The following is a 24,644-nucleotide window of genomic DNA, read 5'->3' as shown; positions in this document are numbered from 1 at the left end:
ACACATGTGATGTGTCTCTACAAAAAATAAAACGTAGAGACGCATCACATGCGTCTGTTGTTATGCCTTCTCTACATAGTCCTTCAGCATACGGCCAACAATATCTGTCCATCCCTGTGCAAAGCTTTCTCTGCCGAAATCTTTTAAGTGAGGGAAAGTTTCCAGACCCGAATGGGTTAATACAACCCTGGTTTTATCACCTTCAGGAAACAATTCCCAGGTAACTTCTGAATCACCCTCATACCCCTCGTATCGCCAGGTGTGCGATAGTTTTTTGCCTTCTATAACTTCAGTTACCCGGCACAGGTGCACATATTCTTTTTCTTTGCTTCCGGCGGTGAAACTAAATTCAAAGCCAACTACCGGTTTAAAATCAGGTATATCAAAATACCATTCCTTCATTTTGCTGTTGTCAGTAATAGCCTGCCAAACTCTTTCAGGCGGGGCATTGTAAACTCGGTCGATCACAAATGGTTGTGCGCTCATAAATTCTCATTTTTAGGTTTATAATCAATGTATTAGCTTTCGGCTTTAGCTTCCTTCTTTATCCAGGAAATCGCCCAGGGCATCCAGCTTTTTCATCCAGAATTGGCGGTATTGCTCGGCCCAGTCGGTCACTTCCTGTAGCTGGCGCAGATCCGCCTGACAAAACCGTTCCCGGCCCTGCTGCTTAATCACCAGTAAACCGCATTCGGTTAATATTTTAATATGTTTTGATACCGCTGGTCGACTAATGTTAAAATTATCGGCCAGGGCATTTAAATTCATGTTGTTGTGGGCAATCAAATTGATGATCTCGCGTCGGGTAGGATCGGCAATGGCCTTAAAAACGTCTCTCTGAAGCATAGTTAATAGTTTTGAAACCGTTAGGTTACAAATATAAATGAAACCTTTTGGTTACACAATAAAAAAAATAAAAAAACTGAATAAGTAACAATTGAGATGGATAGCCTGATTATAGGTGCTTTGCTAAACCAGAAGGAATAATTTTTGTTAAAGTTTATGTAAACCACAAGTCACGTGTAAATGAAGCAGATAGCAGGAATATTAATAGGATGGATAGCCTTGGTTTTGGTGCAGGGCTGTACAGGTAATCAGCACCCCAATAATTATAATAACAAACCATTGGTAGATGATAAAGGCCTGGCTTTTTTGAATAGCGGAACAGAAACAGGGCTTACCATGATCAAAATTTCGGGTTTACCACTGTCAAACTCCAAAAATCAGGAGGTTATCCAGTTTGCCCAAAAGATCAACGGGGATAATACCAGGCTGGTTGCCGAACTGAAAAAAATGAAGACCGATAACTTTGTAACTTCCGAAGATTCGATAAGCGACAAACATCAGCAAATGATAAGCCGGTTAACAAAAATGCATGGTACTCTGTTTGATAAGGCCTGTTTGCAGGAAATTATTAACGGACAGCAACAGCTAATCAGTTTATTTGAGGCGGCCACGCATAACGGTAATGTCAATGTGGTAGATTTTGCTAAAATCAAATTACCCGATTTACGGGCAAGGTTAGAGTCGGAAAAGACTTTGAGCGCTGCATTAAAATAACCTCAGCTGTTGTTGCACCGGTGGTTTGGCCGGCCCCATTACCGTACGGCCGCCATACTTCCAGGAATCTTCACGTTCACGGGCTATCACTTGCTCAAAATTGGCATTGGGCGTAAAATCCTTTTCAGCATTCTCGGCTATTTTCGATAAGCGCTTGATGGCTTCATTCTTTTCCGATTGTCCTAATTTGGCTTTATAGATGGCGTTTTGCAGCGTGCCGATAGTTTCGTCGTAAACTTTGGTAGGCACCGGGAAGGGGTGACCATCCTTACCGCCATGCGCGAAAGAGAACCGGGCCGGGTCTTTAAACCGCGAAGGTGTACCATGGATCACCTCGCTCACCAGGGCCAATGATTGTAAGGTTCGTGGACCTAATCCTTGCAATAACAATAATTCTTCAAAATCGGCTGGTTGTTTTTCATGGGCCAGCCACAGCACGGCGCCTAACCGTTTCAAGTCAACGTCTTTAGCCGTAACGTAATGATGGCCGGGCATGACCAGTTTGTTGATCTCCCGCAGCATTTGCTCTGGGTTTTCGCCTGCTATCTGCATTACACCATTTCGGGAACTATCAGCCTGCTGGTCGGTCAGGTTGAGGATAAGTCCATGATTTTGCCCGTAAATAAAGGTATGCGGATCATTCACAAAAGAGGTTAATTGTTCCGAATGCCAGTGATACCTGCGTGCTGTGCCGCTGGCATCGCTCATGCCTTGTTGCACTACGGCCCATTTACCGGTATCGCTCAGGATAAAATTGTGCAGATATAGCTGAAAGCCATCCTGTATGGCAGTATTATCAACCTTGGCGCTCAGTTTGCTGCATTTCACCAGGTAATTACCATCCAAACCGGTGCTTTCGCTAATCTTCATCAGCTCGGCCGGGGTTTGTTTAGAGTATTTGCCCTTGCCGCCGCAAATATAGATGCCTAGTTCGCGGCTGTGTGGATTAATAGCCCTTTTGAGCGCACCCATCACCGATGTGGTAATGCCCGACGAATGCCAGTCCATCCCCATCACCGCGCCTAAACTCTGAAACCAGAAAGGATCACTCAGGCGACGCAAAACCTCATCCTTGCCGTAATCTATCACAATATTCTCTACCACGGCCAAACCCAACTTAGCCATACGCTCGGCAAGCCATTGCGGCACATAGCCATAATGTAAAGGCATATCGGCACTCCCGGATCGCTTCATGCTAACAAAGTTAGTAAAATAAAAACAAAATATGTCATTGCGAGCGATAGCGTGGCAATCTCGTCGCGTTCTTACAATAGCCAGGAGATTGCTTCGTCGTTCCTCCTCACAATGACATATTTGGATATAGACGGCTTTAAACAAAAAAGAGACACATGTAATGTGTCTCTACAAATAATATCATTAAGTGGTTAATTCATCAACGCTATCAGCTTAATCAAAAAAATCAGCGGTCTAGTCAGCTTCTGTTTCCTGCAGGTACATTTCGTCAATGTCTGCGGCGTATTTCTTTTCGATCACTTTGCGTTTGGCTTTCATGGTGGGGGTTATCTCACCATCGTCCATGCTGAATGGATTGCGTTTTACTTTGAAAGCTTTGATGCGCTCAAACTTGGCCAGTTCGTGGCTCAGTTTGCGCAGATCCTGACCTACCCAGTCAACCAGTTCTTTATCTTCAATAAACACATCAGGCTGTTCAAAAAACGCGTCTTTTAAGCCAAAAGTTTCCTGCATGGTTTCGCGCGACGGTACGATGATGGCCGTAATATATTCGCGTTTATCGCCCACTAAAAATATCTGTTCAATTTTAGGGCTTTTGAGGTACGTGTTCTCAACCGGGGTAGGGTATATGTTTTTGCCATAGGCATTCACGAGCATGTTCTTTAACCGGTCGGTTATTTGCAGGTTGCCACGATAAAATCTGCCGATATCACCGGTATGGAACCAGCCATCTTTATCAATTACGGTAGCGGTCTCCTCGGGTTTGTTCCAGTAGCCTTTCATTACGCAATGCCCGCGCACAATGATCTCTCCTTCTTCCGATTCCAGATCTTCCTTAAAGTTATCGTGTGTTTGTATGGTATAAATATGCTGTGTTTCTACATTTTGAATAGCCACCTCAATACCCGGAATAATACGGCCAACGGTGCCATAAATTACCCGGTGATATTCGGTAACGGCCATAACCGGCGATGTTTCTGTTAGGCCAAAGCCTTCCAGTATCACAATGCCCAGATCACCAAAAAACTCGCCGATATTACGTGGCAATGCACCGCCGCCCGATACCATGAACTTTAAGCGACCGCCGGTTTTCTCCTTGATCTTGCTGAATACCAGTTTCTCGGCAATTTTATGTTGATTTTTTAGAATGAGTCCAGGTTTTTTACCTGCTTCCTGAACCAGGCGGTATTTTTTGCCTATTTCCAGGGCCCAAAGAAATATTTTTGATTTTACGCCTCCGGCAGATGTGCCGTTTTTGATGGCCTTATCATGAATGCGTTCCAGCAATCGCGGTACGCAGCACAATACGGTTGGTTTTACCTCGGCCATGTTTTTAGCCAGCAGTTCCAAACTTTGTGCAAAGGCTATGGTACAACCCATCGAAAGGCAAATATGATAAGTGGCTGTGCGCTCAAACACATGCGATAAGGGCAGGAACGAGAGGAATAGGTCTGTTTTTTCGATATACGGGATCTGAATTAAACTGTTGATCACGTTTTGGGTAAGGTTATGATGCGTAAGCATAACACCTTTGGGAATACCCGTAGTGCCCGAAGTATAGATTAAACAGGAAATATCCGTAGTTAAAATAGCTTCGCGGGCGGCGGCAATAGCGTGTTTGTATTGTTCAACCAGACCAAGACCTTCCTGTATCACCTGCTCAAAGCCAACTACGCCGGCATTCAGGCTCAGCTTGTCGCTGTATTTTTCAAAATCATCAAAAGCCGGTATAATGCGGATTAAGGCCTCGCAATTGTTAGCAACCCTTAAAACTTTCCTTAACAGAAAGGGATTACCCACCAAAATGGTTTTAGCACCAGAATCATTGAGGATGTATTCAATCTCGCTTTCGCTAAGTGTAGGGTAGATGGATGTATTTACGGCGCCTATCTGCTGCAGGGCCTGATCATAGTAAACATAATCAGGACCGTTCTCGATAATGAGCGAAAGACGGTCGCCTTTCTGTACACCCATGCGAAGGAACCAGGCCGATATAGCGTCAATTTTTTCTAATGCTTGCTTATAGGTTATTTCAACCCAGGTATCTTTTACCTTATGCATTAAAAAAGTATGACTATCTGGATGGACGTTGGCTACAACATTGCGTATAAAACCGGGAATAGTTGACGATTCAATTAACTGGCTCATTAAATTAAAAAGGATTTACAAACATCAAACTTATGTTTTTTATACCTAAAACTAAAATGAAAAATGCTGTATATCCCCACTTTAGGAGAGAGAAGTGAGGATTGATGGTGAGATATATACCATATATGTCATTGCGAGGAGGCACGACGCGGCAATCTCCTCGCAATGACATGTTTTTTGTTTTACCAAACCTGTATTACCTGCCCAGTCAACGCGCCAAATACGCTTTTGTAATAGGCATTGGTTACCTTATCCATAGTTACGGGGATATGGCCAGGGAAGTAGGGGAAATAGCCTGGTGCGTCTTCTACCACACCGGCGCTGATAGCGTTAATACGTACATTATTTTCCAGTTCAATAGCCGCGGCTTTTACAAATGAGTTAATGGCCCCGTTTACTGCGCTTGGGTTGGCGCCAAGCAAAATAGGATCGTCTGATAAAATACCGGAGGTAAGCGTAAATGATCCTTTTGCGTTTATATAATGCTGACCAATTAATACCAGGTTTACCTGTCCTCGTACTTTGCTTTGCAGACCGATATCAAAATCTTTGATGGTCATGGTTTTGAGCGGACCAAAATAGGCATTGCCGGTAACACTCACGAGAGCATCAAAATGGCCTGTTTGTTTGTAAAATGCTTCGATAGATTCGGTACTGCTGATATCTACCTGTATATCGCCGCTCTTGGACCCGGCAGTAATGATCTCATTTTCGCCGCGAAGGGCTTCTGTTACTTTTTTACCAATGGTGCCGCTGGCGCCCACAATAATTATTTTCATAAGGATGCTGTGTTTAGTAATTAATAGTCTTGCTTAAATATAAAACATGCCAGTTTAAGGATAAAATTTTATAGAAAAATGATAGGGGTGTCAAAAAATAAAACGGATTGGGGTTTTGAAAGAACGGAGGGTTTAATAATTCTTTTGTTTAAAAAATATGTCATTGCGAGGCACGTGATGAGTAGCATAACGAAAGATGCCATGCATAACAGGGTCACCGTATCTGTCCAGAAAATTTCGTATATTGTATCAAACAACAGCCCGGTTACCTTAAAATAGGATAACCGGGCTGTTTGGTTAAAGCAAAACAAGGTCAAAAATTGATCGCTTTGTATATAGTTATTTGACAATCAATAAATTAATACTTTTTAAAGTTTTTAAAACGCATCAAAACCGCATTGTAATTTGTTAAAAAGTGTTAAAATCGAGGTTTTTCGATCAATTTTTGCACTGTTTTACGCCCTTTTTGAGCAGAAATTTGTTAAAATTTAAGGTTTAAAAAGTTTTTACTCAGCTGGAATTGGTAACGGTATTCCCTCTTTCAGAGGTATACCAAAATTTGGCGAACCATCTTTATTCCAGGTAAATTTTTGTGCCCTTGGCGAACGGTCGTGTCCGCAGCCCTGACCGGGTTTGGAGTTGGCATGATACAGGATCCAATTCTCCTTACCATTTGGCGATTTGAAAAATGAATTGTGTCCCGGCGCATACACCCCATTCTCGGGCGACTGCTTAAAAACCGGCTCAGGCGACTTTTTCCAGGAGGCTGCATCAAGTAAATTACTGCTGATGGTAGTGCTAAGCATTCCCAGTGCATAATAATCTGTCCAGCAACCGCTTGCCGAGTATATCAGAAACAATTTGTTACCATGTTTCAATATCTCGGGACCTTCGTTTACATTAACATGGGTTGGGTTTTTGTCGTCGTGTAGGTCGCCATATTTTTCCCAGGGATACTCCGGACTTGATATTTTAACCCTTTCACTGCTTACAGTACAGGGATCTTTCATTTTGGCGATATAAATATTCTGCTGGCCGTTGGCGTCGCCTTCCCAGCCTGCCCATATCAGGTAAAGTTGGCCTTTGTTCTCAAATACAGAAACATCAATAGCCCATTTGTTGGTGCTATCGCCAATTTGCCCTTTGAATATCCATTCGCCCTGTAGCGGATCGGCAGAGGCGTTTTCCAGTACATATAAACGGTGATGGTTGTTATCGCCATCATCGGCAGCAAAATACATGTACCATTTGCCCTGCAAAAAATGGAGCTCGGGTGCCCATAGTTCTTTAGAATGTGCTGTACCGGCGGGTGGTGTCCAGATCACTTTTTTCTCCGCTTTGTTCAAGTCGGTTACCCGTTTGGTTTTCCAGATCACCAGGTTACTTCCGGTTGAGTTGGTATAATAGTAATAACCATTGTGATAAATAATCCAAGGATCGGCACCTGATGGCAGCAGCGGATTGGTAAAAGTGTCCTGAGCCAGGCAGCCCATGGAGGTTAGTATGAAAAGGCAAAAAGTGATGTATAACTTTTTCATATATAATGGTATAGAATGTTTAATTAACCGATCGGGTTTTGATGCTTTTTTTATTTTGCTGATACTCTGTAGGGGTAGTGCCAAACTGTTTCAGAAAGTTACGGCCCAGGTGCGATTGTGAGCTGTAACCCACCATAGCAGCTACTTCGTAAATTTTATAATCGCCATCTTCCAGCAGCTGGGCAGCGGCTTTTAGCCGGGTTATGTTAATGAGCTCATTGATGGTGAGGTTTGATATGGCTTTAACCTTACGATATAAAGTGGGTTTGCTCATATTCATTAAGCCGGCAATTTGCTCCACATCCAGCTCGGGGTTTTGGATGTTTTTGGTAATAGCCGAGTTAAGTCTGTCCAAAAAGCTTTCATCGGGTTTGGAGTAAGCCATGGTATTGATGCCTGCCAGCGGCGAGCTTGCAAAGTGTTCCCGTATCTTGTTGCGGTTGATCAGCAGGTTGGCTATCTGCACCTGTAAATGTTCGGGCGAGAATGGCTTTTCTATATAGGCATCAGCACCTACCTCAAGGCCCTCTATTTTGCTTTGCAGGGTGTTTTTGGCCGTAAGCAATATAATGGGGATATGGCTGTGGTCAAAGTTGGTTTTTATTTTTTTACATAGTTCAAAACCATCCATCACAGGCATCATTACATCGCTGATGATGAGCTGTATGTTTTCAATTTCGATCATATCCAAAGCTTCCTGGCCATTCAGGGCTTTAATAACCGAATATTTTTCGCTCAGGTCGTCCGAAATAAAGTCAAGTATCTCAGGGTTATCATCCACTAAAAGTATAATTGGTTTCATAAAGTCAAAATCCTCCTCTTTGGTTTTATCAATTAGTTCATAATCCTCGGGTATATTATACAGGTCAAATTCTTCGTCCTGGTGTATAGGTAGGGTTAACAAAAATGTATTCAGGTCATCCACCGGTTTGCAAAGCACCAATACACCTTTATGTAACCCTGTAAGGGAGCGTGAAAGGGAAAGTCCGATGCCGGTACCTATTTGTTTTTCAGATTCTTTTAGGCGAAAGAAGGGTTCAAATATTTTCTCGCGCATTTCATAGGGAACGATGTGTCCATTGTTCCTGATCTCGATAGAAAAAGTACCTTCATCTGGCTGGAGCTTCAATAATTCCACCTCAACTATCGAACGACCGTATTTGATAGCATTGTTAATGAGGTTACTTATAATTTTGGTGAAAGCCTCAATATCTACATAAGCATACAGATTTTTAGGTGGGTGCTTCAATTCGTAGTGAATATTTTTCTGTTCCGCCATGGGCTTGAATCTTAAAAAGGTATCAGCAAGCAACTCTGTAATATCGGTTTTAACAAAGCTGAGGCTAAAGCCATTGGTTTCGGTTTTCCGGAAATCAAGCAGCTGGTTAGTCAGTTCCAACAAGCGATCGGTGTTTTTTTCCATGATTTGCAGGTTGTGCTGTATCTCTGGAACGCTGCCCGCTTTTTTGATTACCTTTTCCATCGGGCCTTTTATCAAGGTAAGCGGGGTGCGTATTTCATGGGCTACATTGGTAAAAAACTCTATTTTGGCATTGTATATCTGCTTTTCCTTATCGTTTTCCAGTATCTCGATGAGTCGCTTGTTCTTCTCGCGGGTTTTAATGTGGTATTGATTTAATAAATAATATATAGCAAACAGTATCAATACTATATAAGCCATATATGCCCAGATACTTTCCCAGAAAGGCGGGGTTATAGTAATGTCGAGCCTCGTTTCTTGGCTTAGCCACTGTCCGTTGTTATTAGTCGCTTTAACAATAAAAGTGTAATGGCCGGGTTGTAACTGAGTAAAGTATACTTTACGGTTTGTTTTTAAAAAAGTCCAGTTTTTGTCGAGCCCCTTCATGAGGTATTTATACTGGGTCATTTCGGGAGAAGGGTAGCTCAATGCCGCAAAATCAATACTAAATGACGATTGGTTATGGTTGAGACTAAGCTTTTTGGTGCTGATGATTGATTGGTGAAGTAAGGAATCATTGCCGTTAACCAATATCTCCTGGTTGTGTACTTGTATCCCGGTGATATAAACCGGCGCTACAAAATCGTTTTTTTTGAATTGTGAAGGATTAAAGCTCACCATGCCTTTTACACAGCCAAAATACATGGTGCCATCTGTGTCTTTAAAGGCTGAGTTATAGTTAAACTGATCGCTCAGCAAACCACTGGCTTTGGTGTATACCTTAATGCTTTTAGCGTAAATGTTTAAGCACACCAGTCCGCGGGTGGTGCTTATCCACAGATTTTTGTGATCATCTTCCAGTATCCGGAAAACATAGTTACTAGGAAAACCATTACTTAGATCGTAAAATTGAAAGGCTTTTTGATCCGGGTTATAATTCCATAAACCCAGACCCTCGGTAGCGAACCAGAGCTGATGGTTGCTGTCTTCAAAAATGCCGTTAACTGTGCTGTTGTCCAGGGCATTGGTTATGCCATGTTCATCTTTTAGTTTGTAACTGGAATTTTTGTCGGGGTTATAAAAATAAACACCATCATGTACCGTACCTATCCAGATATTGCCGTTATGATCTTCCGTAATGCTGTAAATAAAATCGTGTGTTGGCACGCCGTCTATCTGCGTAAAATCTTTGGTAGTGGTATTGTATCTGTAAAGCCCTTGTGTTGTGCCCACCAGGATAATACCCGAACGTGTTTTGCAGAAAGTGATAATGAAATTACTTTTGAGCATGTTTTTAGCATTGCCAGCCAGATAATACCTGATCACTTTACCGCTGGGGATATCCAGTATATTTAATCCACGTTCTAATGTGCCGATAAAAAGCTCATTACCATTGGCCATTAAGCCATGTATATTGGTGTTGGATATAGTGTTTTTACCACCGGGATAGTAATGTGTCCAGGTTTGTTTATCCGGACTAAGTTTGTTCAGCCCGTTGTCCTCCGTACCCATCCATAGATTGCCGTATTGATCTTTACATATTTCACGCACCACATTGCCCTGCAAACCTGTTTCGTCAGATCCGGGATAGAATTTGTTGAATGTAGAGTATTGCTTGGGATAATAATTTACCCCGCCAAAGTAAGTTCCGGCCCAAAGACCACCTTCGGAGTCTTTGTAAACCGTGTAAACAGCATTATCTGATATAGAGTAAGGATCATTGAACTGTTTCTTGAGATTAGTGAAGGTGCCTTTTTGTATATCATAAATAAATATGCCCGACTCGGTAGCTATCCACAATTCATGATCATTATATTTTACAAAGTCGCGTACGTATATCTCGGTTTTATTAGGATTGTAGGTTAGCAAGTCGCGGTAAGTACCCCTGGAGCAATCAAACTCCTTGATACCCTGGTTGGTAGTGCCGATGAATATTTTATTATCAGCGCTATATATTTTTTCAATGAATTTTGAGGCAACCAGTGGGGAGTTTTTAAACACACTATAGCTGCTAAAGGAATGCGTTACAGTATCCAGTTTTTCCAGGCTGCCCGATGTGGATGATACCCAGACATCGCCAGATTCATTAATGGCCACAGAGGTTGCATCAAAATGTTGAAATGGCCTGTAGTCAATTATTTTTCCTGTCCTTTTATCAAACTTCATCAATGCCGACCGGGAAACAAACCAGCAGTTATGAAACTGATCGCTTACCATATACCTGATGGCGTTGTTGTTTGAAGTGATGTGTATAAAGCTTTCTGTTTGAGGGTTGTATTTGTCAAGTCCGTGGTCTGTACCTATCCAAAAACTGCCGTCCTTATCCAGGCAAAGGGTATGCACCATATTGCCGGAAATGCTTTTTTTATCCTTTACATCATGCCTGAATGTTTTAAAGGTGTAGCCATCAAACCGATTAAGGCCATCCTTGGTTCCGAGCCATAAAAAGCCACGCTTATCCTGCATGATGCAGTAAACGGTATTGTTTGACAACCCCTGTTCTACCTGGTAATGTCTGAAATAGTACGATTGTGCACAGCAGATATTAAATGACAGGAGTAATAATAAAGCGGCTAAAAATACAGGTTTCAAAATCGTTCAGTAAGCAAATATAACCATTCTCAACAAGCGTTTTTGTTGCTGAAAAAAATGATACGTTTTGACTAATAATTGATATGATTTGGTTAATAGGTGCGGACGAAAATGCTTTTTCTTTACAGCATGATTTAAATCTGTCAAACCTACATTTTTAAATTAAAATACTTAACCAATTAAATAAATCATTTATGAGAAAATTTTTACTACTCAAACAAGTAGGGTATTTCCGCTTGCAATGGCCACCCAATAAATGGTGCCCTCAATTAGCATTGGTTGCTTTTTTCTTCATGTTTTACCTGCTTACCTCATCTTCGGTATCTGCGCAAAATAAGTTTAAGATAAGCGGTACGGTAACTGATACCACCGGCGAAGTGCTTACCGGGGTTGCCATCCGCGTGCAGGGAACCCAGGCCGGTACAACAACCGATATTAAAGGAAAATTTACCCTCAACGTTCCGGATGCTAATAGCACTTTGAGCGTAAGCTATATTGGCTTTGTAACAGCCGAGATTCCGATCAATGGCCGATCGGTTATTGCTATCCGTTTAAAATCGAATAACTCGGCACTTCAGGAAGTGGTAGTAACCGGTTATGGCACGCAAAAAAGAGCTTCGATAACAGGTGCTATTTCCAGCATAACCAGTAAGGATATTGAACGCGTGCATGGTGGTTCTACCGTGAGTACGGGTTTAGCTGGTAAGATACCAGGTGTCACTTTCAGACAAGCAGAAGGACGTCCTGGTTCCAGTGCGTCTATCCAGATCCGTAATTTGGGCGCACCACTTTATGTAATTGATGGTATTCAGCAAGATGAGGGGCAGTTTAACAACCTGGCGCCTAATGATGTGGAAAGTATCTCGGTATTGAAGGATGCATCAGCAGCCATTTATGGTGTACGTGCAGGAAATGGTGTGGTAGTGGTAACCACTAAAAGAGGATCGGGAGAGAGCCGGATCAATGTAGACTCTTACCTGGGTTTTCAATCATGGGACAGGTTTCCAAACGTATTGACTAATTCTTATGATTATATGAAAGCCCTGGCGGCAGCACAGGTAATTACCAATGGCAGTACCTCCATTACCGACGCCGAACTGGCAAAGTACAAGGCAGGTACCGAACCAGGGTATCAGAGTTTTAATTGGAAACCATTTGTGTTGGCAAATTCAGGTGCACCATTAAATTCATTCCATGCAGATTTTACTGGCGCAGGCGATAGAGTTACCTACTATGTAGCTGGTACCCATTTATACCAAAACTCGCCGGCCGGTGCTGAATATCTTTTCAAGCGTACCAATATCCAATCCAATGTAAAAGCAAGAGTAGCTGCTGGTCTTTCGGTAAGTATGAATATCAACGGCAGGGTAGAAACACGCGAAAATCCGGGTGTTCCAGGAGCTGACGACTATTTTTTAGCTAAATTGGGAATACTCGAAAATACCCCTTTAGATAGACCCTATGCTAATGATAACCCCGCTTATTTGCGCGACAATGGTCCGCATACCGAAGCCAATTATGCGTTTTTAAATGATAAGCTTTCGGGTGTCTGGCACCAGGACTGGCGGGTATTACAAACCAATTTTGAAGCTGAGTATATTATCCCAGGTATAAAAGGTCTTACAGCAAAGTATGATTATTCATATTACTATGCCGATGAGTTGCTAAACAACCACGAGTATACTTACAACGCCTACACTTATAACCAACAAACCGGTAACTATGATATAACCCATGCCGTTACCAACCCGTGGCGGGAGCGCGAACAACGGAAAGAGCTTAATACCACTACCCAGCTACAGTTAAGCTATAATAACACTTTTGGTAAAAGTACCATCGGCGCTACCCTGGTTAACGAGCGCATCCATAAAGAGCACCTGAGGAACTGGCTGCATGCTAACCCTATCTCTAATAATCTGCCTTTGATCTATTTCCCAACTATGGATCAGTACCAGGACAGTGATGACTCCGAAGCTCGTATAGGTTATGTAGCCCGTTTCAATTATAACTATGATAACCGTTATTATTTGGAAGCATTGGGTAGAAGAGATGCATCATATCTGTTTGACCCCGCCCATCGTGTTGGTTATTTTCCCGGTGTATCGGTAGGATGGAGAATTACCAACGAGGGTTTTATGAAAAAACTGTTGGGTGATAATAGCATACTTAACGACTTGAAATTCAGAGCTTCATATGGTGTACTGGGTGACGACAGAAGTCCTTATGATGCTAGTGGAAATACACCTATTGTAACGCCATATGCTTATCTGCCCGGTTATAATTACGCAAATGGAGCTGCCGGTAACGTGGCTATATTGGATGGTAACCCTGTTTCCACCTCCATCAATAAAGGTATCCCGGTTAATAACGTATCCTGGATGAAAAGTAAAATATTTAACGTGGGTGCCGATTTTAGTATGCTCAATAACCGTTTAACCGGTGCCATTGAGTATTTTAAAAGATCACGTACAGGTATTGTCGGAAACAATTATAGCGTAGTATTACCAGTCGAAGTAGGCTTTGGTTTGCCCGGCATCAATGAAAATTCCGACTCGCAACGCGGCGCTGAAATATCTCTGGCCTACAACAATAAAATAGGTGAAGTAAGCTATAACATTGGCGGAAACTTCTCTTATAGTCGTAAAAAAACAGGTATTTATGCCGATACGCCTTTTGGCAACTCGCTGGATGAATACTTCCGCTCACAAAATAACCGTACCGCCAATATTTTCTGGGGATATCAGGTTATCGGGCAATTTACCTCTGCTGCCCAGATCAACGGGTATAAAGTAAATGAAGACGGAAAAGGTAACAGCACTGTATTACCCGGTGATTTGATATACAAAGATCAAAATGGCGACGGTAAAATTGACGGCAATGATATGCGCCCTATAGGTTACGGTTTGGGTGCGCAACCTAATATGAACTTTGGCCTTTCGCTGGGTTTGGCTTATAAAGGTTTTGATTTTCATGCCGACTTTTCAGGCGGATCCGGCTATTCATGGAACCAGAACTGGGAATCAAGATGGGCCTTCCAGAATAATGGCAATTTAAATACCATTTTCCTGGACAGCTGGCACCTGAGTAATCCAAACGATGTAAATAGTACCTGGGTATCCGGCAAGTATCCGGTTAACCGTAACAACGTAGGTACCAATCATTACGACTACTCCTCAAACTCTACCTTTTGGCTCCACAACGTGAAATACATACGGGCCCGGACAATTGAAATAGGCTATTCGTTGCCTAAAGACCTGTTAGCCAAAGTGAAAATTAAAAGGGCGAGATTCTACGCCAACGTATACAATCTGTTTTCTATAGATAACCTGCGCCAATACGGAGTTGACCCGGAGGTTAATGACGATAACGGTTTGCAAACGCCGCAAAGCAGGGTTTACAACTTTGGTGTTAACCTAACCTTTTAATAAAAACATTAAGTAAAATATTCGATGAAAAAGATATTCACAATAGCTATGATTTCGGTACTGATAGGCGCGGAATCATGCAAAAAAGATAGCGATTTTTTAAATGTGCCGCCAAAGTCGGTGGTTACTACCGATGTGGTTTTTTCAGATCCGGCATTGGTATTATCAGTACTGGGCGATTTGTATAACCGTGTGCTCGACTTTTCGAGCCTGGATAACGGCTGGACAACCTTTGCCGATTTTGGAGAGTCATTTCCCTCAGATAATGGCTCTTATGGCTTTGTTCAAAACAGGTCATGGGATTATGGAACCTGGGGAACCTGGGATTACGGGTATGTGCGCGACTTGAATTTGTTTATTGACAACGTAACTGCATCTACCAAGTTACTGGCTGCTGATAAAAGCCGCTTCCTGGCTGAGGGACGTTTTTTACGCGCCAGCTATTATTTTGAAATGGTAAAGAGAATGGGAGGCGTTCCGTTGATCACCCAAACCCTCACCTATAACAATAGCGGTAACGTAACCGATTTGCAATTTCCACGCTCAAAAGAATCTGATATTTATGATTTTGTGATCAGCGAAGCAGAGGCGATCAAAGGATTATTACCTGCTGATCCTACTGAAAAATCAAGAGCAACTAAAGCAGCAGCCCTGGCAATGGAAACCAGAGCGGCATTATATGCAGGTTCCATAGCAAAATATGGCGCTGCAACACCACAGGTTTCATTGTCAGGGGGTGAGGTTGGTATTCCGGCAAGCATGGCTCCAGGATATTACACCAAAGCCCTAAACGCAGCCAAGGAAATCATCAGTGGCTCTGCCGGGTCATATAAATTATACCAGGTACTGCCTAATCTTTCAGATAACTTTGCTGCTATATTTTTAGATAAAAGTAGTGTAAACCAGGAGTCAATTTGGGTAGAAGATTTCAAAGTGCTGGCCGGTAAAGTGCACTCTTTTACAACCAATGATCAGCCTTATTCTGTATCAGATGAAGCTTCGGATGCTGGCCGTTTGGATCCTTCACTGAACCTGGTACAGTCATTTGAAAAACTGGACAATACTTTTGCACCGATAGCCACTAAAGATGCCTCAGGAAACCCGATATATTATGCAGATCAGCAAGATCCATTTGCAGGGAGGGATGCCAGGCTGGCGGGTACTGTAATGTTACCGCACTTTTTCTGGAAAACCGCTTATATTGATATCTGGGGTGGCTATTTGTTAGCTAATGGCAATATCATCAGCAGTGATGATGCTACACATTATGCCGCGTTACCAGGCAGCTCTACACTGGTACAGGTAGTGGGTAAAGATGGACCTACACCAACCGGTGAACCTCTTCGTACACAAACAGGTTTTTATATTCGTAAATACCTGGATCCTGCAACAGGATCCGGTCGCCGTGGACGCCAGAGTGATGTTAACTTTATCCGTTACCGTTATGCCGAAGTTTTATTAAATGCTGCAGAAGCTTCTGCTGAGCTCGGTGATTTCGCGGGCGCATCAAACTATATGAACCAGGTGCGTGCAAGGGCAGGTTTAACAACACCTATTATTTTAAATGCTTCTAATTATTTCGACAGGGTAGTACACGAACGTCGTGCCGAACTTTCATTTGAAGGGCATGTGTTGTTTGATATGAAGCGCTGGAGAATAGCCACCAAAGTTTGGGATGGCAATCCGGAAGGTTTAAATGACTTAACCAGTAATATCAGTTCGGCAACCAAAAGAAATACACAGCCCTGGGGCCTGTATCCTTATAAATATTATAGCCCAGGTAGCCCGAATGATGGCAAATGGGTATTCAGGGAGATTTTACCATCGCCTGTAACGGGTGTTCTCAATTTCAGGTTGGGTAATTACTATTCACAAATTGGCGATAATATCATATCTGCTAACCCAAAAATCAAGAGACAGCCAAATCAATAAGTCAATTATTATAATTCAAAGATCATGAAAATTAAATTTCATCACATCGCCATATTTATCCTGATGCTTTCGGCTGTGGGCTGTAAGCTGGATAATGTTAAACCTCCTTCAATTAAATTAACCGGGCAGTTAATGTACAAAGGTTCGCCTATTGGAGTGGAATATAATCAGGTTCCTTTTCAGCTTTATCAAACAGGTTATAAGGGTAATACGCCCATTACCGGTACATTTGATCAGGATGGTACCTATTCTGTATTAACCTTCAGCGGAAATTATAAATTTACTATTCCGGGTGGGCAAGGGCCTTTTCAATGGAAAGAGCTCCCCTCGGGCGGAAGGGATACGATTAATATCGCCTTAACCGGAGATCAGACCGTAAATATTGAAGTAACTCCTTATTATATGATCAGGAATGCGCAGATAGCCGCTGCCAGTGGTAAAATAACCGCAAATTTTGGTATCGAAAAAGTGATTACGGATGCTACCGCTAAAAATATACAAACGGTAAGTTTATTTGTAAATAAAACCCAGTTTGTATCGCCCAGCGATCACGCCGCAGAAGCCGATTTGGATGGCGGTGCTATCACCGATCCATCAAATGTATCTTTAAACGTGGCTATACCTACTTTTCCGGTAACACAAAACTATGTTTATGCCCGTGTAGGCATCCGGATAGCCGGGGTAGAGGATATGATATTTTCGCCGGTAGTTAAAGTATCTTATTAATTACAACTTAAAGGGGCCATTCATCATGATGGCCCCTTATATTTATAAAATAAATCTTAATTCTATATACAATTACATCTCTGTTAATCCCTGATGAAAAAACTGAATTTTTGCTTATCCCTTTTAATTTCCGCTTCCCTGTCAGCAGGTGCGCAACAAAATGACTGGCATCTGATCAAAGACAGGATCACCACGCCATGGGCCGAAAAGGTTGACCCACAAGCGCCCCTGCCTGAATATCCACGGCCGCAATTGGTACGCCCCAACTGGCAAAATCTGAACGGTTTGTGGGACTATGCTATAGTACCTAAAGCTACGGCGGGTCCTGCTAAATATGAGGGAAAGATATTGGTTCCTTTTGCTGTTGAATCGGCATTATCAGGAGTAGGCAAAACAGTAGGTAAGGATAGCATGTTGTGGTATAAAACAAGCATCACACTTAATAAAACTATCAAAGGAAAAGATATTTTGTTACACTTTGGCGCGGTGGACTGGCGCACGGAAGTATTCGTTAATGGTAAAAGCGCCGGTGTCCACGAAGGTGGATTTGATCCTTTTACCTTCAATATAACTCCTTATTTAAAAGGAGGTTCAAAACAGGAAATTAAAGTAAGTGTTTGGGATCCTACGGATGATGGTCCGCAACCGCGCGGTAAGCAGGTTAAAAAGCCCGAAGGTATCTGGTATACCCCTGTTACCGGCATCTGGCAAACCGTTTGGTTAGAAGGTGTAGCCAAAACGCATATCGAAGCTACCAAGCAAACACCCAATATTGATGAGCACACACTTTCGGTTTCGGCCTATGTTGCTAATAGCCAGCCAGGTGATCAATTGAAGATCACGGCCTGGGATGGACAAACGCAGGTTGACGAAAAAATTGTGGATGCCGGCGCAACCGCCGTACTGGATATTAAAAATGAGAAATTATGGTCGACAACAGATCCTTTTCTGTATGACCTGCGTGTAGCACTTATTCGTAACAACAAACTGGTTGACGAAGTAAAAAGCTATTTCGCCATGCGTAAAATATCACTAGGGGCCGATGCCAATGGTGTACAGCGCATGTTGCTGAACAACAAGTTTGTATTTGAATATGGCCCGCTTGACCAGGGTTGGTGGCCCGATGGTTTATACACCCCACCAACGTATGAGGCTATGAGCTTTGATATCGATAAGCTGAAAGCCATGGGCTTTAACATGATCCGCAAGCATATTAAGGTAGAGCCTGCCCGTTACTATGCTTATTGTGATAAAACGGGGATGCTGCTTTGGCAGGATATGCCCAGCGGAGACTTAGGTAACCATTGGGAAAACCGCCCGGGTGTGTATGACAGGGCAACAGACCAGCAGCGCACGCCGGAGTCTGAAGGTTATTACCGCAAGGAATGGAATGCCATTATGAACGCTTTATACAATTATCCATGCATCGTTGTTTGGACGCCGTTTAACGAAGCCTGGGGCCAGTTTAAAACAGTGGAAATTACCGGGTGGACAATGAAAAAAGATCCATCACGCCTGGTGAACAGCGCCAGTGGTGGCAACTTTTATGCTACCGGTAATATAGTCGATCTGCATAACTATCCTAATCCGGCTATGCCGCGTGCCGAAATATTTGGTAAAACGCAGGCTGTAGTACTGGGTGAGTTTGGTGGTCTGGGGTGGCCGGTAGAAGGGCATACCTGGCAAGCTAACAAAAACTGGGGCTACCAAAACTTTAAAAATGGCGATGACCTGTTTAAAAAGTATGCCACGTTTACCGACAGGTTACAAGAATTAATTAAACTAGGTTTATCAGCGGCTGTATACACCCAAACTACTGATGTGGAAGGCGAGGTGAACGGCTTTATGACCTATGATCGTAAGGTGATTAAAATGCCGGTAGAATCGTTGCAAAAAGTAAATAGTAAGCTGTACGATCCATCTTTAGTAAAATAAAATAACCGTTGAATATGCGCTTCAAAAATAAGATCAACATTATTAAAACTAGTCTTTGCTTTACCTCGGTTCTGGTATGCTCAGGTATTGCGGCAATAGCCCAAACAGGAGTGAAAGCCACAACTGTGACCAAAGTTGACAATGGGCAGGCTAATGCATTTTATGTAAATAACCGTGCGCCCCTGCAAAGGCAATACTTTACCAAATTACCTGTCGGGAGCATCAAAGCCAGTGGCTGGTTAAAAAAAGCGCTGGAATTACAGCGTGACGGCCTCACCGGCAACCTGGGTGAGATTAGCATATGGCTCTCTAAAACCAATAATGCCTGGCTTAACAAAGAGGGTAAAGGCGAATATGGCTGGGAAGAACTGCCTTACTGGCTAAAAGGCTACGCCGATATTGGTTATATGCTGAATGACAAAAAAATGATTGCCGAAGCCAAATTCTGGATAGATGCTGTGCTGAATAATCAACGGGACGACGGTGATTTCGGTCCGGCAAGAACAAATAATGGGAATCGTGACCTGTGGACGAACATGCCGATGCTTTGGTGCCTGCAATCTTATTATGAGTATAGTAAGGATCCCAGGGTAATCCCTTTCATGACCAAATATTTCAAGTACGAGTTATCTGTACCCGATAATAAGTTCCTGGAAGATTATTGGGAAAATAGCCGCGGTGGCGATAATATGCTCAGCGTATATTGGTTGTACAACCGTACCGGCGATAAATTCCTGCTCGATCTGGCTGCCAAGCTCGATAGAAATACCGCAAACTGGCGCCAGGCCAACAATTTGCCCAATTGGCATAACGTAAATATAGCTCAGTGTTTTCGCGAACCGGCTACCTATTACCTGCAAAGCCATGATCCAAAAGACCTGGCTGCTACCTATAACGATTTTAAAATCATCCGTACATTGTATGGTCAGGTGCCGGGCGGTATGTTTGGTGCAGATGAAAACGCCCGTAAAGGTTATGATGACCCGCGTCAGGCTGTTGAAACCTGCGGTATGGTGGAGCAAATGACATCAGATCAGATGTTGCTGGGTTCAACCGGCGATACTTTCTGGGCCGAGAATTGCGAAGACGTAGCTTTCAATACTTTCTCAGCTGCTTTTATGCCCGACTACCGGTCGCTACGATATTTAACAGCCCCTAATATGGTGGTAAGTGATAGCAAAGACCATCACCCCGGTATATCCAATGAAGGGCCATTTTTGATGATGAACCCATTCAGCAGCCGTTGTTGCCAGCATAATCATGCCGCTGGTTGGGTTTACTATGCCGAAAACAGTTGTATGGCCACACCTGATAATGGCCTTGCCGTACAGTTGTACACGCAAGGTGAGGTAAATGCCAAAGTGGGTAACGGGGTACAGGTAAGTCTTACAGAAACTACCAGATATCCTTTTGAAGATCAGGTGAGTTTTACGGTTAATACCTCTGGTTCAGTAAGTTTTCCGCTTTATTTGCGAATACCTGAGTGGTGCAAGGGAGCTGCTGTAAAAGTAAATGGTGTTGCCGTAGCGGTAAATACCAGTACAGGCAGTTATATTAAGTTGGCCAAAACCTGGAAAAATGGTGATAAGATAACCCTGCATTTACCTATGCAACTGAAAGTTCGCCAGTGGGCTGCCAATAAGAATAGTGTGAGCATAAATTACGGACCGCTTACGTATTCGCTCAAAATTGATGAGCAATATACAAAAGAAGATGGTCGTAAGTCAACACAAGGCGATTCGCATTGGCAAGCCACTGCCGATCCGCAGAAATGGCCTTCGTATGAAATTCACCCGGCATCTGCCTGGAACTATGGTTTGGTGATAAATGAACAGCATCCGGAAAAATCCTTAGAGGTCATCCACAAAAGCTGGCCAAAAGATGATAATCCTTTTACCAATGCCAACGCGCCTATTGAACTCAAGGCAAAAGGAAAACAGATTCCCGGCTGGACGATAGATCAATATGGCCTTTGCGGATTACTGCCAGCCAGTCCGGTAAAAACGGATAAACCGGTAGCCAATCTCACCTTAGTGCCCATGGGAGGGGCCAGATTACGAATTTCGTCTTTCCCGGTTGTAGAATAGTTAACAGAATGAAGTTAAAAGGCCTTCTGATATTCATAGTTCTGGCTTTGCTGTCTGTTGATAGCAAAGCCCAGAACAGCCTGGCTATAACTCATCAGCCACCATCGCCACTTTACCGCGATCCGGTGTATGATGGCGCTGCCGATCCGGTACTGGTTTACAATCGTGCCGAAAAGGTATGGACAATGCTATACACCCAGCGCAGGGCTAATGTACAGTCGCCAGGTGTAGCCTTTTGTTATGGTACGGCAATAGGGGCGGCTACATCTAAAGATCATGGCCATACCTGGGTTTATAAAGGCGCATTAAACCTGGAGTTTGAACAAGGACAAAATACCTTTTGGGCGCCTGATGTTGTTTATGAAAATGGCACCTATCACATGTTTGTGGTTTACATCCGCGGGATTTACAGCCAATGGGGCGGCGACTCGCACCTTGTGCATTATACGAGTAAAAACCTGTGGGACTGGAAATATGTGGGACCGCTGAATTTGCCCGATCATAACATTATCGATCCCACACTCATCAAATTATTGGATGGTAAATGGCACATGTGGTATAAAGATCAGAAGCTGGGCAGCATCACCATGACCGCCGAAAGCACCGACCTGATCAATTGGAAAGCCGCTGATAAGCCCGCCATTGATGGCCAGGCACATGAAGGCCCCAAGATTTTCCGGTTCAAAAATTATTACTGGATGATCACTGACGAATGGCACGGTCAACGGGTTTGCCGTTCAAATGATGCCAAAACCTGGGAACGCCAAGGGCTCGTGTTGGATACACCGGGACACCGCCCGGAGGATACACCAACCGGCGCTCATGCTGATGTAGTGATATCCGACGATCATGCTTATATTATTTACTTTACGCATCCCGGCCGGAAAACGCACCAGGATGATGGGGGACTGGATAAGGATGGGACATATTCCTACTCATCCAAGAGAACTTCAATACATGCGGCCGAACTGGAATGGAGCAATGGCACACTCGTTTGCGATAGGGATAAACCATTTAATTTTTGGCTCGACGATATTCAATAATGACCATGAAACAAACACTCGCCTGGCTGTTCTTGCTATTTATCCCGTTGATGTCGATGGGGCAGGCAGCTATTATATGGGATCAGGCGTCATTAAAACAGGTTGCGCCATTGTCAGGCAGCAAAGATGCCAACTACGCCCGTATGATACAGCTGTACAATGGCAGTCTGTTATGTGTGTATGAAAGTAATGGTGGCGTGGAGTGTACACAAAGTCATGATTTGGGTAAAACCTGGCTGCAACCGGTGGTTATAGCTAAAGCTATCTCTGGGGTGAATATGGCTGTGCCCGATATCCTGGAATTGAAAGATCATTCGTTGTTGGTATCCTATAATCCGCGGCCGCACAAAATAAATGGTAGCTGGGATACCAACAAACATTTTGCTATCCGCACTAAAAAAAGTTATGACCAAGGTAAAACCTGGCGCGATGAACGGCTGGTATACGAAGCGGGCTATCGGTTTGAAGATGGTTGCTGGGAACCATCGCAAATACAGCTGCCCAATGGCGAAATTCAATTATATTTCTCCAACGAAGGGGTTTATACGCACTCCAACGAGCAAAATATATCCATCTTCCGGTCGCATGATAATGGCTTAACCTGGACTACAACACCCAAGATAGTTTCTTTTACGCCGGGTCATCGGGATGGTATGCCTGTGCCTATTATACTGAAAGGGACAAAAGAGATATTGTTTTCTATCGAAGACAATGCCGGTCGCCAGTTTAAGCCATCCATTATTCGCAATAGCTTTAGTCAAAACTGGCAAAGAACGGTAGGTGCCAATGATCCTGAACGCACTTATGCCCTAACACCTAAACTACCTGATACTGTTTACGCCGGTGCGCCATATCTGCGCCAACTACCGGGCGGGCAAACAATTTTATCTTATCAAAGCACTTTTGGCAGGAACGGCAACTGGGAGCTGGCCTGTATGCAGGTAGCCGTGGGCAATAATAAAGGTGAGGATTTTGTAAATACAGCTACACCATTTAACATCCCGCTAAATAAACATGGATTATGGAACTCGCTGTGCATATTGAAGGATGGAACCGTTATTGCCCTCACTTCAACCGATGCTTATAATAGCTATACAGCCATTTGGATGATCAAAGGACATTTAATCAATAAAAAAGAATTTATTAAATAATAACACATGCAAAAGAAATTAAAATTATTGGCCATAGTATTCGCCCTGTTCCATATGGCGGCTTCGGCACAGCAAAAAGCCCCGGCACAGGTATGGCCGGCACAAAAGGCAAAAACATGGTACGCTAAACACCAATGGTTAGTAGGTAGTGATTTTATACCCAGTACGGCCATTAATCAACTGGAAATGTGGCAGGCCGATACCTTCGACCCCAATACCATCGACAAAGAGCTGGGTTACGCGCAAGGCATAGGCATGAATGTGATGCGTGTGTTTTTACACCACCTGGCCTGGCAGCAAGATCCCGAAGGTTTTAAGAAACGGGTTGATCAATACCTGGCTATTTCCAGTAAGCACGGCATCCAAACCATGTTTGTGTTTTTTGATGATTGCTGGAACAAGGAACCCAAAACCGGGAAACAACCAGAGCCCAAACCAGGGGTTCATAACTCTGGCTGGATGCAGGATCCAGGACAACCCGCTTCAGAAGAAGCTGCCAATTTTCCGGCGCTCGAAAAATATGTAAAAGATGTATTAAGACGTTTTGCTGCTGATAAACGCATATTGCTATGGGATTTGTATAATGAACCCGGCAACTCAGGAAAAGGTGATAAGTCTTTACCGCTATTAAAATCGGTTTTTAAATGGGCAAGGGAAATCAATCCAAGTCAACCGGTTAGTGCAGGTGTATGGAGCTGGAATTTGGAAACCCTCAACCAGTACCAGATAGCCAATTCAGATGTGATCACTTATCACGATTACTCACCCGAGGCTGATCATTTAAAAACTGTTCAGTTCCTGAAAATGATTGGTCGCCCGTTGATCTGTACCGAATATATGGCACGTCCGCGCAATAGTTTGTTCAGTACGGTATTGCCTATGTTAAAGAAAGAAAATGTTGGTGCTATTAATTGGGGTTTTGTATCGGGCAAAACCAATACTATTTACGCCTGGGATACCCCTATACCTGATGGCAGCGAACCCAAATTATGGTTTCACGATATTTTCCGCAAAGACGGCACCCCTTACAAATCCGAAGAAGCCGAACTGATCAAAAACCTGACAGGAAGAGGAAAATAGAACGCGGAGGTGCAAATTATAAATAGTTCCGAAT

Annotated in this window: 16 protein-coding genes; 9 read left to right on the top strand and 7 right to left on the bottom strand. The window is 43.2% G+C overall.

Annotated features, from left to right (window positions below):
* Positions 1–60: 60 nt before the first annotated feature.
* Positions 61–486: an SRPBCC family protein gene (locus G7092_RS07410; protein ID WP_166087728.1), complete on the bottom strand. Its 426-nt coding sequence runs from the start codon at positions 484–486 to the stop codon at positions 61–63.
* Positions 487–531: 45 nt separating this feature from the next.
* Positions 532–846, bottom strand: coding sequence for an ArsR/SmtB family transcription factor (locus tag G7092_RS07405; RefSeq protein WP_166087726.1), 315 nt, complete (start codon positions 844–846; stop codon positions 532–534).
* 180 nt (positions 847–1,026) lie between these two features.
* Here G7092_RS07405 and G7092_RS07400 point away from each other — a divergent pair, with 180 nt between their 5' ends.
* Entirely contained in the window at positions 1,027–1,560 is a 534-nt protein-coding gene (locus tag G7092_RS07400; RefSeq protein ID WP_166087724.1) for a DUF4142 domain-containing protein, read from the top strand.
* Here the strand turns inward: G7092_RS07400 and G7092_RS07395 are convergent.
* From G7092_RS07395 to G7092_RS07375, 5 genes are all read right to left on the bottom strand, one after another.
* Positions 1,552–2,754, bottom strand: coding sequence for a DUF763 domain-containing protein (locus G7092_RS07395; protein ID WP_166087722.1), 1,203 nt, complete (start codon positions 2,752–2,754; stop codon positions 1,552–1,554). The two genes, G7092_RS07400 and G7092_RS07395, sit on opposite strands and share 9 nt — an antisense overlap.
* Before the next feature lie 234 nt (positions 2,755–2,988).
* Positions 2,989–4,902, bottom strand: a complete 1,914-nt coding sequence (locus G7092_RS07390) for an AMP-dependent synthetase/ligase (protein ID WP_166087720.1) — start codon at positions 4,900–4,902, stop codon at positions 2,989–2,991.
* Between the two features lie 182 nt (positions 4,903–5,084).
* A complete protein-coding gene (locus G7092_RS07385; protein WP_166087718.1) occupies positions 5,085–5,681 on the bottom strand; it encodes a short chain dehydrogenase in 597 nt (198 codons plus the stop codon).
* 506 nt (positions 5,682–6,187) lie between these two features.
* Positions 6,188–7,219: a glycoside hydrolase family 43 protein gene (locus tag G7092_RS07380; RefSeq protein ID WP_166087716.1), complete on the bottom strand. Its 1,032-nt coding sequence runs from the start codon at positions 7,217–7,219 to the stop codon at positions 6,188–6,190.
* 19 nt (positions 7,220–7,238) lie between these two features.
* Positions 7,239–11,231 (bottom strand): hybrid sensor histidine kinase/response regulator transcription factor, encoded by a 3,993-nt coding sequence (locus tag G7092_RS07375; protein WP_235953797.1) that lies wholly within the window; start codon positions 11,229–11,231, stop codon positions 7,239–7,241.
* A 194-nt stretch (positions 11,232–11,425) separates the two neighbouring features.
* Here G7092_RS07375 and G7092_RS07370 point away from each other — a divergent pair, with 194 nt between their 5' ends.
* The 8 genes from G7092_RS07370 to G7092_RS07335 all read left to right on the top strand — a co-directional run bounded on the left by G7092_RS07370 (position 11,426) and on the right by G7092_RS07335 (position 24,610).
* Positions 11,426–14,656 carry a SusC/RagA family TonB-linked outer membrane protein gene (locus G7092_RS07370; protein ID WP_235953796.1) on the top strand — a complete coding sequence of 1,077 codons (3,231 nt, stop codon included), beginning with the start codon at positions 11,426–11,428 and terminating at the stop codon, positions 14,654–14,656.
* A gap of 24 nt (positions 14,657–14,680) precedes the next feature.
* Positions 14,681–16,588, top strand: coding sequence for a RagB/SusD family nutrient uptake outer membrane protein (locus G7092_RS07365; RefSeq protein WP_166087714.1), 1,908 nt, complete (start codon positions 14,681–14,683; stop codon positions 16,586–16,588).
* A 24-nt stretch (positions 16,589–16,612) separates the two neighbouring features.
* Entirely contained in the window at positions 16,613–17,314 is a 702-nt protein-coding gene (locus G7092_RS07360) for a DUF3823 domain-containing protein (protein WP_166087712.1), read from the top strand.
* Between the two features lie 93 nt (positions 17,315–17,407).
* Positions 17,408–19,249 carry a glycoside hydrolase family 2 protein gene (locus G7092_RS07355; RefSeq protein WP_166087710.1) on the top strand — a complete coding sequence of 614 codons (1,842 nt, stop codon included), beginning with the start codon at positions 17,408–17,410 and terminating at the stop codon, positions 19,247–19,249.
* A 14-nt stretch (positions 19,250–19,263) separates the two neighbouring features.
* Positions 19,264–21,336, top strand: coding sequence for a beta-L-arabinofuranosidase domain-containing protein (locus tag G7092_RS07350; protein WP_166087708.1), 2,073 nt, complete (start codon positions 19,264–19,266; stop codon positions 21,334–21,336).
* Between the two features lie 8 nt (positions 21,337–21,344).
* Positions 21,345–22,379, top strand: a complete 1,035-nt coding sequence (locus G7092_RS07345) for a family 43 glycosylhydrolase (protein WP_166087706.1) — start codon at positions 21,345–21,347, stop codon at positions 22,377–22,379.
* Between the two features lie 5 nt (positions 22,380–22,384).
* Positions 22,385–23,530, top strand: a complete 1,146-nt coding sequence (locus G7092_RS07340; protein ID WP_166087704.1) for a sialidase family protein — start codon at positions 22,385–22,387, stop codon at positions 23,528–23,530.
* 6 nt (positions 23,531–23,536) lie between these two features.
* Positions 23,537–24,610 (top strand): cellulase family glycosylhydrolase, encoded by a 1,074-nt coding sequence (locus G7092_RS07335; protein ID WP_166087702.1) that lies wholly within the window; start codon positions 23,537–23,539, stop codon positions 24,608–24,610.
* The last annotated feature ends 34 nt before the right edge of the window (positions 24,611–24,644 follow it).

Source organism: Mucilaginibacter inviolabilis (assembly GCF_011089895.1).
In the GTDB taxonomy this organism is placed as follows: Bacteria; Bacteroidota; Bacteroidia; order Sphingobacteriales; family Sphingobacteriaceae; genus Mucilaginibacter; species Mucilaginibacter inviolabilis.
Note: the sequence above shows the minus strand (reverse complement) of the source record. Positions and strands in the feature narration are given on the sequence as shown.